A 16,513-nucleotide genomic window follows, 5' to 3' on the forward strand; every position below is an offset into this window, starting at 1 on the left:
GCTGCATTGGGCTTTTCCGGCGTAGAATTTTAGCAAGCTAAGCAACTACACCGGTAGAGACAAAGTGTCACATGCCTGAGACGACTCCTGGGCGAGGGGCGGGCCTATCGCGCAGAACGGCTGTTGGTCGCTGGCGGCGTGGGTGTAGCGGGGCGGTGCAGGTGCGCGCCGGTCGGGTCTTCGATCTGGATCACGTTGCCCTGCTGCCAGCCGTTGGCCTGCGGGTCTGGCGCTGGCGTCGGGATGTCCGCGCGTTGTGCCTTGGTCTTTTCAGCGTCCACGCCAAGACGCAGGTTACGTTGTCGAACCATCGCGGGGTCGGCCTGGCCGTCGGCAGTGAAGCCCATCATCAACTGTGGGACGCCGACTGGCAGCGCTTTGTCCTGATCGGTGTGCCAGGTGTGCCAGGTCTTGCCATAGGTGTGCGCGAGTCGCTGCATCAGGGCGTGTTCGGCTGGGGCGGGGATGCCCGGGGCGATCAGTTGGCCGGACGACACCTCATAGCCGTGGCTGTGCCACATGGCCTTTTCCTTGGCTGGCAGGTCGGCGAAGAGCGTTTCGTCGATGATGTACTCGACGCCCATCAGCTTGGCAGACTTGGAGTTGCCGTCGTAGATGACGCACTGGATGACGTCTTCGTTGAGGATCGCGCAGTAGTGGTGGGCTTCCATCTGCACCTTGGGGTGGCCGTTGTAGAAGTGAAATCCGTCCAAATAGGCGTTCAGGGCATCCATGGGTGGTTTTGACTGCAGTAGCGCGGCGCCGGTTTCCAATGCCTGGGTGCGGGTGGATTCGGGTCTGCCAGGCGCTTCTACCGGGGATTCGGTCAAGTCGTTTGCGCAGCCTGCTAGCAAGCAACAGGTCATGGGGAAGGTCAAGAGCGGGGAGGTTGGTCTAGGCATGCTTGGGGTCTCTGTTGTGGTACAGAGAGGACAGCCACCCGTTTGCCAGTGATCAGATTGGTGGACGAGTGGCGGATGCAATCTGGGCGGGTTGCTGACATCAATTCGATTGGTCCTGCGGCGATTTGTAGGAAGAAATCAGAATTAGGCTCTTTTCCGTAGGACGTTTCCCAAAGATACTTCTTCGGCCTGTTTTTCGTTGCGCATGCCAATCGTGGGTTTTAGTCTCCTCCTGTCGCCGCCAATTCGGCGACCGGTTTTGACAGACCGACGACGTTTCCACATGTGCACGCCGTTATGGCAGCTGTACGTGGGGCACCGTCTGGTGCGCCGAGTGCCAACGTCTCGGTCTGTCAACCCGCGTATGGCTGCCACCTTCTTGTTTGACAGCAAGGTTGCGGTAGCTCCACCTTTATACGTTGGAGTTATACGATGCTAAAGATCGTTCCAGACCCGCCAGACAATCCCCAATCCCTCGAAAACACGCTGATGGTCGCCTCGAACTACGCGCGGTGCGCAGAAGCCGTGGTGCAGCAGGCTGTCGTGATGCAGCCCGTGTCGCAGGCCACGGTGCTGATCATGGCGACGGTGCATGAGCTTGGAACGCTAAGGCAGTTGATCGCCTCCGCGCTGGCCCAAGTCCAACTGCGTACCGATCAGCCGCCACGCCACTAAGCCACATCTCGTTACGCCTGGCCTGGCGCCATGTAGGAGCCGGCTTGCCGGCGATGACGCCAGCCCGGGCACCTAGAATTTCAGGGAGATCAAACAATGCCAATGGACGATTCCAACCCCAAATGCACGGTCGGCAGAACCCGGTTCTACCAAGGCCAAGACCAGACTCAACCGTTGTTCTGCATCGAGCCCGGCATTCCTTGCCATGTTGCCCGCGCACACGCCTCCAAATTGATGGGCTACGCCCGCGACATGAGCGCCGCCAGTGCGGCGGACGAGAGCCCCCAGATGGTGCGGGCCGCCCACTATTTCAGCACCCTGGCCAAAGCCCTGCTGGATGATGCCGAGTTAGGTCTGCGTCGCTGAGATGTTTATCGACTGATCCGGCCTCTTCGCGGGTAAACCCGCTCCTGCAGGCTCGACGCCGACGTCAAGACAGCGCAAATCCTGTAGGAGCGGGTTTACCCGCGAACACGGGCCCAGCCCGTGCCATCCCCCGCCAAACTCCGAGGATAAATCTCATGCCATGCAAACCCTCCCGCATCCCCCCAGTGCTCGACAAAAACCTGCGCCCTATCCACAACTGCCCTCAACCGTTCTACTACGTCGGCCCAGGTATGACCCTCCAGTACGCCTCCACAGAAGCCAGAAAGCTGATGGACTGCGCCCGGTACCTGGACCAGACCGCCGTATTGAAGGGCGACAAGCAAATGAAAGCGGCGGCTTACCAGATACTCGACATGGTCAAGACGCTACTGGAAGAGATCGAACAAGGCATGCTGCCTTCGCGGCTGCGAGCGGAACTCTACGCGCCTGGTAAGGCGTGATTATCCTTTCGAACGAGGGGTAGGGCAGCTCTCACCGGCTGCCTTGTACCCAAGTTGGGCCCAGGCAGCAACAGGCCAGTTGATGGCAAGGACGCTGAAAGGGCCTCACTCTCTCTACCTTTTTTGAAATTTACGATGGCAAGCGTGTCCGCCCGGCCTCGATTTGGTAGCCTCGGTTTCTTTTGGAGACCTCGCATGACTGCCGAAGCACACTCGAAACTAGCCGCCCGCTATGGCGCGCCAGATATCTCGCCGCTCAAACAGTGGAACGACACGCTCGACCAATTGCTCGACCATCGCAGTGTGCGTGCCTTCACCGACCAGCCTTTGCCTGACGGCACGATCGAAACCCTGGTCGCTGCAGCACAGTCCGCGTCGACATCGTCCAACCTGCAGGTGTGGAGTGTCGTTGCCGTTCAGGACAATGACCGCAAGAGCCGCCTTTCGGCATTGGCTGGCAATCAGGCGTACATTCGCCAGGCACCGTTGTTTTTCGTCTGGCTGGCGGATCTGTCCAGGGTCGAGCGGATTGCCGAGCAGCAGGAGGTGGAGCTGGAAGCGCTGCCTTACCTTGAAAGCCTGCTGCTAGGCACGATCGATGCCGCGTTGGCCGCCCAGAATGCCGTGGTCGCGTTGGAGTCGCTGGGGCTCGGCAGTGTGTATATCGGCGGCATCCGCAACGATATCGAAGGCGTCGCCAAGGAACTCCAACTGCCTGCGCAGGTTTACCCGGTGTTCGGCTTGTGCGTTGGCTACCCGTCGACGGAGCGCCCAGCGAAGGTGAAACCGAGGTTGCCTCAGCAGGCGGTGCTTCATCACGAAACCTACGGCGCGGCTGGCGAGCAGGAGGTGATCGCGGAGTATGACGAACGTTTGGGCGCGTTCTACGAGCGCGAAGGGCTCAAGGCTTCGGGGTGGTCGGAGCAGGTCATCAATCGGTTGCGCAGCGTTTCGAGCCTGCATGGGCGTGAGGCGCTGGTCGAGGAGCTGGCTCGGATGGGGTTTGGGTTGCGTTGACAGGAAATTGGTTTGACGTGCTGCGAACCGTGTGAAGCGGATGAGCCGGTTTGCAGACGATATCAGGAAGGTGGCGCGCCCCATAATCCTATATTTAACATAATACGCATTATGCGCAGATTCGTATTTCCCATACGATACCCACCCAAGGTACATTTCAAGCTCTGGAACCCCTCAAGGACGTTCTACCGCCAGTCCAACCAAGGATGCCCCAGTTCATGCCTCACCATCCATCTGCAGACCAGATCATCGATCTCTACGATCGCCACGCGTGCACCTGGAACAAACTACGCACCAATCACTTCATCGATCGCAAATGGATCGAGCACTTCGGCTCGCTGCTAACGCCGTCCGCAACCGTGCTTGATCTGGGCTGCGGCTCTGGCCAGCCTGTGGCGCGTTATCTGATCGAAACCGGCGCGTGTGTCGTGGGTGTAGATTCGTCTATGCAGATGCTCGAATTGTGCGGCGCGCAATTTCCTGCGCAGGAATGGATTCACGCAGACATGCGCACACTAGCGCTCAACCGCCAGTTCGACGCGATTCTGGCTTGGAACAGCTTTTTCCACCTCAAGCCCGATGATCAACGCCAGATGTTCCCGGTTTTCCGCCGCCATGCTTCACCGGGTGCGTTGCTGATGTTCACAAGCGGCCCCTCACATGGCGAGGCCTTGGGTGTATTCGAGGGCGAAACGCTGTATCACGCGAGCCTGGATCCCCGCGAATACACCGCGCAACTGCATGACCATGGCTTCGAGCTGCTTGAACACATCGTGGAAGATGCGGAATGTGGCGGTCAGACCGTCTGGCTGGGGCGCCGCCTACCCTGATTTTATATGCGTTTGAGTGATAACTACGCTAAATAGTCATTTAGTGTAGTTATATGTGGGCCGACTCGATAACTGGATTTACCCTGCCCGTTTCAGGCATACCGGTACTCGAGGTACCGGTTTCCCATCCTGGCTGAGCTTAGATCTGCGCCTGCCCACCATCGACGAAAAGCTCGGCACCATTGACGAAGCTGGAGTCGTCACTGGCCAGAAAAACCGCCGCATTGGCGATCTCCACCGGCTCTCCTACGCGCCCCAACGGCACCTGCGCAGCGAGATAGTCCAACAATCCCTGCTGCTGGGCGGCATCTGGCCCTGCCAGGTCGACCAAACCTGGCGTACGCGTTGCGCCCGGGCTGATGGTATTGACCCGTACCGCCCGATCCTTGAGGTCCAGGATCCAGCTGCGTGCAAAAGCGCGGACCGCGGCCTTGGAGGCCGAGTACACGCTGAAGGCTGCGGTGCCGGAACTGCCCGCCGTCGATCCAGTAAGGATGATCGAAGCGTTGCGCGCCAATAGAGGCAGCGCTTTCTGTACGGTGAACAACACGCCTTTGACGTTTCGGTCGAAGGTATCGTCGTAGTGGGCCTCGGTAATTTCACCCAACGGCAGCATGGAGCCGCCGCCAGCATTCGCAAACAGTACATCGAGGTGGCCGTGGGCCTTGCCGATACGTGCATAGAGGTCATCGAGTTGATCGAGTCGGGTAGAGTCGACCGCTATGCCGGTGGCATTGCCGACCCATTCTACAGCCCTGTCCAGCTCTACCTGGCGGCGGCCGGTGATGTAGACATGGGCGCCCTCCTCTGCAAAACGTTTGGCGGTGGCCAGGCCAATGCCCGTAGTCCCGCCGGTGACCAGTGCGATTTTGCCTTCGAGTTTCTTGCTCATGATGTTTCTCCCGTTGAAGTGGTGTGTTGCGGTGAGGAGAAGCGTATCGACCTGTGGGTCATTTCAAAATAGAATCAAAGGCTCGTATGCGGCGGCCGCGCGTGCGATGAACGTATCGGTGCCGACCGTTTCACGCGCCGTCGCCCGCTTGGAAGAGCGCCTTGGTGGCCGCCTTTTCAACCGCACATCGCGGCAACTGTCGCTGACGGAATTCGGCCAGCGAATGGTCGACCAGGCCAGCGCGCTCTACCGCCATGCCGAGGAGATGGAAAGCGAGGCCTTGGAATTGTCGGTGCAGCCACGTGGTCTGGTGCGCTTGGCGGTACCCATGTCGTTCGGGTTACGCTGGGTCGCACCGCTGCTGCCCGAGTTGTTGATTCGCCACCCTGGGCTGGAGCTCGACCTGCACCTGTCCGACTCGACGGTCGACCTCGTCGCCGACGGCTTCGACGCTGCGTTGCGCATCGCCGCACTGCCCGACTCTTCGCTTGTGGCACGCCGAATTTGTGCGGTCACCCAGTACCTGGTGGCCGCGCCCGCATACCTTGCCGAGCATGGCCGCCCGGCACACCCTCGCGACCTCACCGCGCACGCTTGCATGAGCTACGCGTACCGCGCTCGCAGTCAGGTCTGGCGCTTTATGCACCAGGATGGCACCGCGCAGGATGTGGTACCCCGTGGGCCGTTGCGGGTCACCAATTCAGATGCCCTGGTTGCGCCGTTGCTGGCGGGCATGGCAATCGCCGAACTGCCGGAATTCATCGCCGCCGAGTATCTGGCAGATGGCCGCCTCGAGCATCTATTGCCTGAATGGAGCATGACCCAGGGTGGACTGTACTTCGTGACACCATCGGCGCGTACCCGACCGCGCAAGATCCAGGTACTGGCTGACTTCTTCGTCGAGCGCTTGAGCGAGCCGCAATGGGCCTGGCAGCCATAGGTCAATCCGGTCCGGCCAACAGCTCGACGGCCAGGTCCCTGAATTGCCTCACCACCCTGCTCTCGTTCTCCGGATTGAACGCCAAGGCCAGTGCCACCGTGCGCTCTTGCTGCGGCGACTCAAGTTCCAGAAAGCACACTGGCTCTGTGGAATTGCGCGCGTGCAACGCCGGCACCAAGGCCACGCCGAGGCCGCAGGCCACCAGGCTTATAGCGGCCAGCACCTGGGTGGTCGAGTGCGTGAGCTTGGGCACGAAACCAGCCGCCTGGCATAGCTGCAACAACACGTAGTGCAGCCCCTCGGTATGCGGATAGTCGATCAGCGGCTGGTCGGCGACCTCGGACAGGTGCACTCGACGCCGGCCACTCAGCGCCAGTGCGCTGTCTTGCGGCACCACCAGGATCATTGGCTCCCAGACCAGGGGGATCACCTCCAGCGTGGTCGCCTGGGGCAGCGGGAAGCGCACCAGCCCAACGTCGACCTGGCCGTTCTCGACCAGTTCGAGCACGCCACTCGAAGGCTGCTCGCGCAACTCCAGGGCAATGCCTGGATAACGCTGGCGAAACTCGGGAATCAAGCGGGGGATCAACGCCAGCGTTGCCGACCCCACCGAACCCAGCGTCAGCTTGCCGCGCTCGCCGGCACCGGCCTCCAGGGCATAGCGCTTGGCCTGCTGCACGTGCAGCAGGGCCTTGCGCAACTCGGGCAACAACGCCTCGCCGGCTTCGGTCAGGGTCACCTGGCGCGTGGTGCGCTCGAACAAGGCAACGCCGATGTCTTCTTCGAGCTTGCGGATCGATACCGATAGCGGTGGCTGCGACATGTGCAGGCGCTCGGCGGCCTCGCGAAAGTTCAAGGTCTCGGCCAAGGCCAGAAACTGGTGAATCTGCCGCAGTTCCATATTGATACTCCAGGCATATCAATCGTTTTCCAAACAATATTGGATGCGAACGAGTTCTGCCAATAGCCTGAAGCCTCACAACAACAATGACCCGTTTGGGAGAGCGACACATGGCGCATGACGAAATTGCACTTGGGCAAGGCTACTACTGGCAGGACATCGAGGCCGGGCAGCGTTTTCGGACTTTCCGCCGCACCGTGACCGAGGCGGACCTGATCGGTTTCGTCGGCGTCACCGGCCAGGCCGAGGTGATCTTCATCGACAGCACCTTCAATGGCGCGATCGCTGGCCGCCCGGTCCCGGCAGCGCTCAGCTACAGCCTGATCGAAGGCATTCTCATGCAGACCATGCTGCAGGGTACCGGACTGGCCTTGCTCGAACTGCACAAGAGCGTGCGCGGGCCGGTGGTTGTCGGCGACACCCTGGAAGCGCTGGTGGTCATCGAAGAGGTGCGTCCAACCTCGAAGCACGGCCGCGCCGTGGTCACCTCGCGGGTCCATGTGCTCAACCAGCGCGAAGAGACAGTTATCGAATACCAGGTCAAGCGCCTGCTCGCCGGCCGCCCCGAGCGGAGTGCCGGCTGATGTTCGAAGCTCTCGACTACAGGCCACTGCCGCCAAGCCATGAGGCAGTGCGCGAGCAGCTCCGGGCGTTTCTCGACGAGCGCCTACGTGACTACCCCATCGACCTGCGCGCCCGTAGCTGGCAGGGCTTTGATGCCCAGTTCAGCCAGGCCCTTGCTGCCCACGGCTGGGTTGGCCTCACCCTGCCCAGTGAATACGGCGGCGCTGGCCTCGATGCCCTCGCCCGCTTCGTGGTCGTTGAGGAGCTGCTGTGTGCCGGTGCGCCGGTCGCCGCCCACTGGATCGCCGACCGCCAGAGCGGCCCGCTGATACTGCGGTTCGGCAGCGAGGCGCAAAAGCGCTTCCACCTGCCGGCAATCTGCCGTGGCGAGCAGTTCTTCTGCATCGGCATGAGCGAGCCGAACGCCGGTTCCGACCTGGCTGGTGTGCGCACCCGCGCCGAACGCAACGCGGACGGCTGGTTGCTCGATGGGCAGAAGATCTGGACCACCTACGCACAGCACAGCCACTACATGATCGCCTTGGTGCGTACCTCCGGCACCGCGCAGGACCGCCATCGGGGCCTGTCCCAAGTGATCGTCGACCTCTCGTTGCCAGGCGTGACCATTCGGCCGATCCGCGATCTGTCTGGCGCCGAGCACTTCTGCGAGGTGTTCTTCGACCAGGTGCAACTCCCCGCCGACGCGCTGGTGGGCGAGGAAGGCGAAGGCTGGAAGCAGGTGACCGCGGAGCTTGCCTTCGAGCGCAGCGGCCCTGAGCGCATCTATTCGAGCATCGCCCTGCTCGATGCCTGGATGGCCTGGCTGCGCGAGCACCCTCAGGCTGGGCACGTGTCGTTGCTCGGGCGCTTGCTGGCCGAGTTGATGGTGCTACGCGCCCTGTCGGTCAGCCTCGCCAGCCAGTTGGCCGACGGCGGCAGTCCGGTGGTCGAGGCAGCGCTGGTCAAGGACATGGGCACGCTTTTCGAGCAGTCCATCCCCACCTTGCTCGGCGACCTCATGGGCGCAGTCGAGGGACTGACGGTACCGCACCTGCTGCAACGCACCCTGGCCTACCTGCAGGGTGTCGCCCCGGTGTTCTCGTTACGTGGGGGCACCCGCGAAATCCTGCGTGGCGTCATCGCCCGTGGCCTTGGACTGCGATAGGAGCCTTCATGAACCTTGATACCTTGATCATCGACGCTTTCGACCAATGGCTGGAAGGTGAAGTCACTCCCGAGCGCGTACGGCGCATCGACCTGGGCGAGGCCCCCGATGCGCTCTGGCGTTCACTGGCCGAACAGGGTTTCACCGACCTGCTATTACCCGAGGCACTGGGAGGTGCGGCGGCCAGCACGCAAACGGCGGGCCGCCTGTTGTACGCCGCCGGTGCCTGCGCCTTGCCGTTGCCCCTGGCCAGCACATGGTGGGTACGCCTGGCGTGTGCAGAGGCCGGCATCGAGCTGCCACAAGGCCCGATTGCCTTGGCCAGCGGCCAGCGCCAAGGGGATGCCGTGCGCTGCGCGAGCGTTCCTTTTGCCACCCATGCCCGCTGGGTGCTGGTCAGCCTGCCTGATGGGGCCTGGCTGCTGCCAATCGACTGTGCGCAACGCCAGGCCGACGGGGTGCACGCCAGCACCCATCAGGCCCTGTTCTGGTCGAACCTGCCGGCCGACGTCGTGCAGCTGACCGCAGCCCATGACTGGCGTGCACTGGGGGCCGCCTATACCGCTGCGCTGATGGCCGGTGCCGCGCAGCGCGTACTGCAGCTGACGCTGGAATATGCCAATACCCGGCAACAGTTCGGCAAGGCGATCGGCAGCTTTCAGGCGATTCAACAGCAACTGAGCGTGCTAGCCGAAGAAGTGTACGCCGCGCACATGGCTGCGCAGCTGGCGTTGCATGAAGGGCCCTGGCCGTCCGAGATCGCTGCAGCCGTGGCCAAGGCCCGCTGCAGCCGTGCAGCGACCGAGGTGTGCCGGATCGCCCACGCGGTGTTCGGCGCCATTGGCATTACCGAGGAGTGTGAGCTGCAGCTTTACACCCGGCGGCTCAATGCCTGGCGGATGGATTTTGGCAGTGAAGCAGCCTGGCATCGACTGATCGGCAGCACCGCCCTGGAGCAACCTGGAAACAGCCTGGCGTTCCTGCGCCGTCACCTGCCCGCCGCTTGACCGGTGCCGCCAGCCGCGGCGCCCCGTGATTCTCATAACAATGACAAAGGAGAACACCCATGGCACATCCACTCACCCCTGCTGCAAGCACCTCGTCCGTGAGCCAGTCCGCCGTCCGACCCCCATTGCCTGGCGCACGATCATCGCCGGCAGCGTAGGCAACACCGTGGAGTGGTTCGACTGGACGATCTATACCGCGTTCGCCCTCTATTTCAGCCATCAGTTCTTCCCTTCCGATAACGAAACCACGGCGCTGCTGGCCGCGTTCGCGGTGTTCGCCATCGGTTTTGCCATGCGCCCTCTGGGCGGCTGGGTGATCGGTATCTACAACGACCGCGCCGGGCGCAAGGCGGCACTCAACCTGACGATAATGATGATGGCCCTGCCCTCGTTGCTGATCAGCCTGATGCCCACCTATGCCACGATCGGCATTGCCGCGCCGCTGTTGATGGTGGCGGCACGCATGGTCCAAGGGCTCTCGGTGGGCGGCGAATATGGCGCAGCAGCGACCTTTCTCGCCGAGTCCGCACCCGCCAGTCAACGCGGGCTTTACTCGGGGTTCTTCTTCGCCAGTATCGCCCTCGGGCTGCTGACGGCGTCGGGCCTGGCCTGGTTGCTCAGCCAGTGCCTGAGCCGCGAGCAACTGCTCGACTTCGGCTGGCGGATTCCGTTCTTCATCGGCAGCCTGGGCAGCCTGGCGGGCTTGTGGATTCGTCGTGGGGTCGAGGAAACGGCCGCATTTTGCCAAGGTCATGAGCAGCGCCAGGGCAAACGCCTGGAGCAACCGCTGCGTACGCTGTGGCGCGAGCATCCCGAGGCCGTGAAGCGGCTGGTCGGGATCAGCCTGTTGGGCGCATTCGCCTTTTATCTGTTCGTCAGCTACTTGCCGGTGCACGCCATTCGTACGCTGGGTGCCGAGCCCGGTACGGCCTATGCCGCCAGCAGCCTGGCATTGGCGATCTTCATGCTATCGCAACCGCTGTTTGGCTGGCTTTCCGACCGTATTGGCCGTCGACCACAGCTGATCGTATTCGCGCTGGGCTATGCCGCGTTGCTGTACCCCGTAGTACGTAACATGAATTCCTCGTTCGCTTCGATCCTGCTGGTCGAACTGTTTGGCCTGCTGCTCTACGGCCTTTATTCGGCAATTGCGCCCGCAATCAAGTCGGAGTTGTTCAGTACCGATGTCCGCGCCCTGGGCATCGGTCTTCCCTACAACCTCGTAGTGGCGATCTTTGGCGGAACCACCCCCTACCTGATGACCTGGCTGCAAAGCCGTGGGCATGAACAGTGGTTCCTGATCTACGTCTCGATCATGGCTGTGATCACCCTCATCGCCTTCATCCGCATGCCGGAAACCCGCGGCAAATCCTTGAACTGAACTGAATTGGTGAACGACATGAACGATTCGCAAGCTACCACGCCGGGATCGCTGTCCGGCCTGCGCGTGCTGGACCTCTCACGCGTGCTCGCTGGCCCCTGGGCGACGCAGACGCTAGGCGACCTCGGTGCAGATGTGATCAAGGTCGAGCGCCCTACCCGCTGCGACGACACGCGCAAATGGGGCCCACCCTTCATCGAGGGTGGTAATACCTGGGACGCCGCCTATTACTTCTGCGCCAACCGCAACAAGCGCGCCATCGCCGTCGACTTCGGTCACCCCGACGGGGCCGCGCTGCTGCGCGAACTGGTAGCCTCGGCCGACATCCTGGTGGAGAACTACAAGGTCGGCACGCTGGCACGCTACGGCCTGGACTACACCACGCTCAAGGCGATCAATCCGAAGTTGATCTACTGCTCGGTCACCGGCTTCGGCCAGAGCGGCCCCTACGCCGGGCGCGGCGGCTACGACTTTCTGATCCAGGGCATGAGTGGGCTGATGAGTATCACCGGGCGCTGCGACGATGAGCCCGGCGCGGGCCCGTTGAAGGTCGGCCTGCCGGTCAGCGATTTGTTCTGCGGCCTGTACGCGACCATCTCGATCCTCGCCGCCTTGAACCACCGCCAGGCCAGCGGCGAAGGTCAGCACATCGACTGCGCGCTACTCGACACCCAGTTGTCGCTGATGGCCAACCAGGCCATGAACTACCTGGTCAGCGACCGGGTACCGCAACGCCTGGGCAATGCCCATCCCAACGTGGTGCCTTATCGCGATTTCGCCTGCAGCGACGATTACATCCTCGTGGCCTGTGGCTCGGACAGCCAGTTCCAGGCATTGTGCCGCATGCTCGGGCGCGACGATCTTGCGCAAGACCCGCGCTTGTTGCGCAACGACGGGCGCAGCCAGCACCGGCGCGAACTGGAAGTCCAACTGGCGAAGAGTATTTCGACCTGGTGCGCCGCCGACCTGTTGCTGGCCATGGAGCAGGCAGGCGTGCCTGGTGGGCCGATAAACAACTTGCAGCAGGCCTTGGCCGACCCGCATGTCCAGGCTCGGGGCCTGCTCAAGACCCTGCTGCGACTGGATGGCACGCCGGTGAAGGTGTTGGGCTACCCGGCCCAGTTGTCGGCGACCCCGCCGAGCTATCGCCTGGCGCCGCCGGTGTTTGCCCAGGATACGGCGGCAATCTTGCGCCAGGAACTTGGACTGGCGGATGCGCGGTTGACCGAACTGGTCGACAGTGGCGCTATCGCCATGGCAGAGCCTGCGGTCGCCCGGGCCGTCAGCGCCGGCTGAGCAAGCCTGGCCAGGGCAGGCCCCGCCAAACCCTGCCCCGGCCACTGCACTCAGCCACGCACTCCCGAATAGTCCGGGCTCGAACGCAGCCCGGTATTTTCCTCGACCTTACCGCTACCATCCAGATACCCATGTTTGCGCAGATCCGGCATCAACACCGCCGCCAGCAGGGTAAACGCGCTCATGGCCGCGACATAGTAGTAGAAGTACGACTCCACCCCCGCACCACGCAGCGCCAGCGCCACGTACTCGGCGGTACCACCGCACAATGCGTTGCCAATTGCATAAGGCAGGCCTACGCCCAGCGCACGTACCGTTGCCGGATACAGATCTGCCTTCAGCACGCCAGTCACCGGCGTGTAGAACGCCGCGATCAGCAGCCCGCCCAATACCAGGGCAAATGCTTCATAGGGGTTGCTGACGCTTTTCAGCCCGCTCAGCAACGGCACGATGAACACGCTGGACAGCAAGCCAAAGGCGATCATGCTGTTACGCGCGCCGATCTTGTCGGCGAACATGCCGAAGACCGGCTGCATGCACATGAACACCACCAGCGCCGCAGTCATGATGAAGCTCACGGTCGAAGGGTCGAAACCGGCGGACACCACCAGGTACTTCTGCATATAGGTGGAGAAGGTATAGAAGTGCAGCGAGCAACCGGCGGTGATCGCCAGGGTCAGCAGGATGGCTTTCTTGTGGCGCATCAGCGCCTTGATCGAGCCGGCTTCCTTATGCTTGCCGGCATGTCCGGTTTCCAGCATCGAGCGACGCAGGTACACCACCACCAGCGCGCTGAGGGCGCCGATCACGAACGGAATCCGCCAGCCCCAGGCCTTCAGGTCATCGGCAGGCAGGATGTTCTGCAACACCACCACGGTCAGCAGGGCCAGCAGTTGCCCGGCGATGATGGTGAAGTACTGGAACGAGCCGAAGAAACAGCGCTTGCCCTTGCTCGACACTTCGCTGATGTAGGTGGCGCCGGTTCCATATTCGGCGCCCACCGACAGCCCCTGCATCAGCCGTGCGATCAGCAGCAGCACCGGCGCGGCCATGCCCACGCTGTCGTAGGTCGGCAGCACGGCGATCATCAGGGAACCCCCGCACATCAAGAACACCGAGATGATCATCGAGAAGCGTCGACCGCGGGTATCGGCCAGATAACCGAAGATCCAGCCACCCAGCGGGCGCATGAAGAAACCGACGGCGAAGATGCCGGCGGTGGCGAGCAATTGCGTGGTCTGGTCGCCCTTGGGGAAAAACAGTGCGGCGAAGTAGATCGAGGTGTAGGCGTAGATGAAGAAATCGTACCACTCCACCAGGTTGCCGGAGCAGGCACCGAGGATGGCACGGATGCGCTGGCGGTTGGTCAGGTTGGCGATGGCGGGAGAAACGGATTGGGTGTTATCGGCGTGCATGGGATGACTCCAAATCGAAGACGAACGCAGGGACAGGACAGAGCGTCGATTTACCGGATTGGAGTCGCCGAGCGGTGGGAGGCAATGGGCAGAACGCGAGACGATGTGACGGACATCTTGGGGTACCTTTGGGGATCTATTATTTTACAAGCCGGCGAAAGGGCACCGACTTTTATTCCCGGGCAAAGCTACGCCCTCACCTGCGTAGCCGCCAGACCACGAGGCCTCTAGCTGTTATGCCCTGATTGAATAGCTGACGCGGGAAGGCTCAGAGCATGTGCCCGGCCCAGATCCCGTCGGCCACAAGCTCTGAGGCGATCTCGACGAAGGTCTGGCCCACGTATCGGGTTGCCGGGCTTACGTGGCGATCTGCCGGCGACACCAGCACCAACTTGCGCATCGGCGTTGGCTCGATCAATGGTGCGGCGCAGAGTGTCCCGGCTTCCAATAGCGAGTAGATCGAGGCTAGTGGCAACGCGGTGAAGCCGAAACCATTGCGCACCAGGTCGATCATCGCGCCGAACGAGTCGGCCTCGACGCTGGTAGCTATCTTGAAGCCGCGCTCCAGTGCGCACTGGTCCATGATCTTGCGTAAACCATGACGTGGGCTGGGCAAGACCATCTGTTCGCTGGCAAGCTGGGCGAATGGCACCGCAGTGTCGCGGCACAACCCGGCTTCGGGTGGGCCGACCAGCATCAGGTTCTCCATCATCACCGGCTGGATGCGCAAGGTATGCAACGGCTGGGGGTCGTAGGAGATCGCAAGTTCCAGCTCGCCCCGCTGCAGCCAGTCCAACAGGTAGCCACTGAACGCCGAGGAAAAGCGGATCGACAGGTCGGGGTGGGTGTCGCGGATACGCTTGACCAGAGGGACCGTGACGATTTCGGCGATGGTCGGCGTGGTACCGATAACCACCATGCCCCGAAACGCTGCGCGCCCACCCGCCACCGAGGTGCGGATCGACTCCAGCTCATCCATGATACGGGTGGCATGCTCGAGCACCTCCAGCCCCGCCTCGGTGATTTCCATGCCGCGCCCGTGCCGCTCGAACAGGTACACCCCCAGTTCCTTTTCCAGTTGGCGAATCTGCCGACTCAGGGCCGGCTGGGCGATATGCAGACGGTCGGAAGCCTTGCTCAGGCTGCCGAGCTCGGCTACATGGATGAGGGTTTTGAGTTGCACTACGTCCATCGGTCGACCATTGCGCTGAACTGAAGGAAGGGCTCGCACGCCCGGGAGGCAGTGCACAGTCTAAACATCACCTCCCGAAGCGGCTATAGATTTCAGGTATATCAGTTGGCCTCCACGCCTGATCCTGCTTGACCAAGAGCCACCCCTGCGTCACGCGTTCGCACCTGAGCTATAGCATTTGGGCATATCTCAAAGAAAAAAAAGGTAGTCGTCCTGTGCGTCATCTGCCGCCATGCTGTGGCAAAACAAAAGCAGCACAGGGTGGGGCCGGTAGCCGACCCACGATGACGCTACAGGCCCTGCCCGCCCTGGAGATCGCAAATGACCGAGCACGACCAAGAACAGCTGAACGCCATCCGTGAGGGCGTGCGCGCCTTGTGTGGCGAGTTCCCTGCCGAGTACTGGCGCAAGATCGACGAGGAAAAAGGCTTCCCCGAAGCCTTCGTCAAGGCCATGACCGATGCCGGCTGGCTGTCGGCGATGATCCCCGAGGAATTTGGCGGCTCGGGCCTGGGCCTTGCCGAGGCTTCGGTCATCCTCGAAGAGGTCAATGCCTGCGGCGGCAACTCCGGCACCATCCACGGCCAGATGTACAACATGTTCACCCTGCTGCGTAACGGCAGCGACGAACAGAAACGCTACTACCTGCCCAAGCTCGCCAGCGGCGAACTGCGCCTGCAGTCGATGGGCGTCACCGAGCCCACTACCGGGACCGACACCACCAAGCTCAAGACCACTGCGGTGCGCAAAGGCGACAAGTACGTGATCAATGGCCAGAAGGTATGGATCTCGCGGGTCCAGCACTCCGACCTGATGATCCTGCTGGCGCGCACCACGCCGCTGGCCGAGGTGAAGAAGAAGTCCGAAGGCATGTCGATCTTCCTGGTCGATCTGCGCGACGCGATCGGCAACGGCCTGACTGTTCAGCCAATCGCCAACATGGTCAACCACGAAACCAACGAGTTGTTCTTCGACAACCTGGAAATCCCCGCCAGCAGCCTGATCGGTGAAGAAGGCAAGGGCTTTCGCTACATCCTCGACGGCCTCAATGCCGAGCGCACGCTGATCGCTGCCGAGTGCATCGGCGACGGTCGCTGGTTCGTCGAGAAGGCCAGCCAGTACGCTCGCGACCGCGTGGTGTTCGGCCGCCCGATCGGGCAGAACCAGGGCGTGCAGTTCCCCATCGCCGAGGCGCATATCGAAATCGAAGCCGCCGACCTGATGCGCTGGCGCGCTTGCGAGGAATATGACAGCGGCCGCAATGCCGGAGCCGCCGCCAACATGGCCAAGTACCTGGCCGCCAAAGCCAGCTGGGAAGCGGCCAACGCTTGCCTGCAGACCCACGGCGGTTTCGGTTTCGCCAACGAATACGACGTCGAGCGCAAGTTTCGTGAAACCCGCTTGTACCAAGTCGCGCCGATCTCCACCAACCTGATCCTCTCCTACGTAGCCGAGCACCTGCTGGAACTGCCGCGCTCGTTCTGATCGTGCAAATCCCTGGAACCCTGC

General features: G+C 62.1%; 17 protein-coding genes. 12 read left to right on the forward strand and 5 right to left on the reverse strand.

Going from position 1 to position 16,513, the window contains the following annotated elements:
* Positions 1-104: 104 nt before the first annotated feature.
* Positions 105-866: an OBAP family protein gene (locus E6B08_RS14315; RefSeq protein ID WP_416194401.1), complete on the reverse strand. Its 762-nt coding sequence runs from the start codon at positions 864-866 to the stop codon at positions 105-107.
* A 468-nt stretch (positions 867-1,334) separates the two neighbouring features.
* On the opposite strand from E6B08_RS14315, the gene E6B08_RS14320 reads away from it, so the two are divergent.
* From E6B08_RS14320 to E6B08_RS14340, 5 genes are all read left to right on the forward strand, one after another.
* Positions 1,335-1,577 (forward strand): hypothetical protein, encoded by a 243-nt coding sequence (locus tag E6B08_RS14320; RefSeq protein ID WP_136914625.1) that lies wholly within the window; start codon positions 1,335-1,337, stop codon positions 1,575-1,577.
* A 96-nt stretch (positions 1,578-1,673) separates the two neighbouring features.
* Positions 1,674-1,943, forward strand: coding sequence for a DUF3077 domain-containing protein (locus E6B08_RS14325; RefSeq protein ID WP_192938666.1), 270 nt, complete (start codon positions 1,674-1,676; stop codon positions 1,941-1,943).
* Between the two features lie 155 nt (positions 1,944-2,098).
* The gene (locus E6B08_RS14330; protein WP_136914626.1) at positions 2,099-2,404 is read left to right on the forward strand and encodes a DUF3077 domain-containing protein; all 306 of its coding nucleotides are present in this window, start codon (positions 2,099-2,101) and stop codon (positions 2,402-2,404) included.
* Positions 2,405-2,599: 195 nt separating this feature from the next.
* Entirely contained in the window at positions 2,600-3,421 is an 822-nt protein-coding gene (gene nfsA, locus E6B08_RS14335) for an oxygen-insensitive NADPH nitroreductase (protein ID WP_136914627.1), read from the forward strand.
* A 218-nt stretch (positions 3,422-3,639) separates the two neighbouring features.
* Entirely contained in the window at positions 3,640-4,251 is a 612-nt protein-coding gene (locus E6B08_RS14340; RefSeq protein WP_136914628.1) for a class I SAM-dependent methyltransferase, read from the forward strand.
* 139 nt (positions 4,252-4,390) lie between these two features.
* On the opposite strand, the gene E6B08_RS14345 is transcribed toward E6B08_RS14340, so the two are convergent.
* Positions 4,391-5,143 (reverse strand): SDR family NAD(P)-dependent oxidoreductase, encoded by a 753-nt coding sequence (locus tag E6B08_RS14345; RefSeq protein ID WP_136914629.1) that lies wholly within the window; start codon positions 5,141-5,143, stop codon positions 4,391-4,393.
* 31 nt (positions 5,144-5,174) lie between these two features.
* Between E6B08_RS14345 and E6B08_RS14350 the strand changes: the two genes are divergently transcribed.
* A complete protein-coding gene (locus E6B08_RS14350) occupies positions 5,175-6,083 on the forward strand; it encodes a LysR family transcriptional regulator (RefSeq protein WP_265411748.1) in 909 nt (302 codons plus the stop codon).
* A gap of 1 nt (position 6,084) precedes the next feature.
* Here the strand turns inward: E6B08_RS14350 and E6B08_RS14355 are convergent, their stop codons facing one another.
* Positions 6,085-6,984: a LysR family transcriptional regulator gene (locus tag E6B08_RS14355; RefSeq protein ID WP_136914630.1), complete on the reverse strand. Its 900-nt coding sequence runs from the start codon at positions 6,982-6,984 to the stop codon at positions 6,085-6,087.
* Positions 6,985-7,094: 110 nt separating this feature from the next.
* Between E6B08_RS14355 and E6B08_RS14360 the strand changes: the two genes are divergently transcribed.
* Genes E6B08_RS14360 through E6B08_RS14380 form a run of 5 tightly spaced genes read left to right on the forward strand, consistent with a single transcriptional unit; the run spans position 7,095 to position 12,397 of the window.
* Positions 7,095-7,568 (forward strand): MaoC family dehydratase, encoded by a 474-nt coding sequence (locus E6B08_RS14360; RefSeq protein WP_136914631.1) that lies wholly within the window; start codon positions 7,095-7,097, stop codon positions 7,566-7,568.
* Positions 7,565-8,713 (forward strand): acyl-CoA dehydrogenase family protein, encoded by a 1,149-nt coding sequence (locus tag E6B08_RS14365; protein ID WP_416194402.1) that lies wholly within the window; start codon positions 7,565-7,567, stop codon positions 8,711-8,713. The genes E6B08_RS14360 and E6B08_RS14365 overlap by 4 nt, the downstream gene beginning before the upstream one ends.
* An 8-nt stretch (positions 8,714-8,721) precedes the next feature.
* The gene (locus tag E6B08_RS14370) at positions 8,722-9,720 is read left to right on the forward strand and encodes an acyl-CoA dehydrogenase family protein (protein WP_136914633.1); all 999 of its coding nucleotides are present in this window, start codon (positions 8,722-8,724) and stop codon (positions 9,718-9,720) included.
* A 40-nt stretch (positions 9,721-9,760) separates the two neighbouring features.
* On the forward strand, positions 9,761-11,101 hold the full coding sequence (locus tag E6B08_RS14375) for an MFS transporter (protein ID WP_136914634.1): 1,341 nt from the start codon (positions 9,761-9,763) through the stop codon (positions 11,099-11,101).
* 18 nt (positions 11,102-11,119) lie between these two features.
* A complete protein-coding gene (locus E6B08_RS14380) occupies positions 11,120-12,397 on the forward strand; it encodes a CaiB/BaiF CoA transferase family protein (protein WP_136914635.1) in 1,278 nt (425 codons plus the stop codon).
* 50 nt (positions 12,398-12,447) lie between these two features.
* On the opposite strand, the gene E6B08_RS14385 is transcribed toward E6B08_RS14380, so the two are convergent.
* Positions 12,448-13,812, reverse strand: coding sequence for an MFS family transporter (locus E6B08_RS14385; RefSeq protein WP_136914636.1), 1,365 nt, complete (start codon positions 13,810-13,812; stop codon positions 12,448-12,450).
* Between the two features lie 268 nt (positions 13,813-14,080).
* Positions 14,081-15,004 carry a LysR family transcriptional regulator gene (locus E6B08_RS14390; RefSeq protein ID WP_136914637.1) on the reverse strand — a complete coding sequence of 308 codons (924 nt, stop codon included), beginning with the start codon at positions 15,002-15,004 and terminating at the stop codon, positions 14,081-14,083.
* 321 nt (positions 15,005-15,325) lie between these two features.
* Here E6B08_RS14390 and E6B08_RS14395 point away from each other — a divergent pair, with 321 nt between their 5' ends.
* A complete protein-coding gene (locus E6B08_RS14395; RefSeq protein WP_136914638.1) occupies positions 15,326-16,489 on the forward strand; it encodes an acyl-CoA dehydrogenase family protein in 1,164 nt (387 codons plus the stop codon).
* Positions 16,490-16,513 lie beyond the last annotated feature (24 nt).

Source organism: Pseudomonas putida (genome assembly GCF_005080685.1).
Lineage (GTDB): Bacteria > Pseudomonadota > Gammaproteobacteria > Pseudomonadales > Pseudomonadaceae > Aquipseudomonas > Aquipseudomonas putida_V.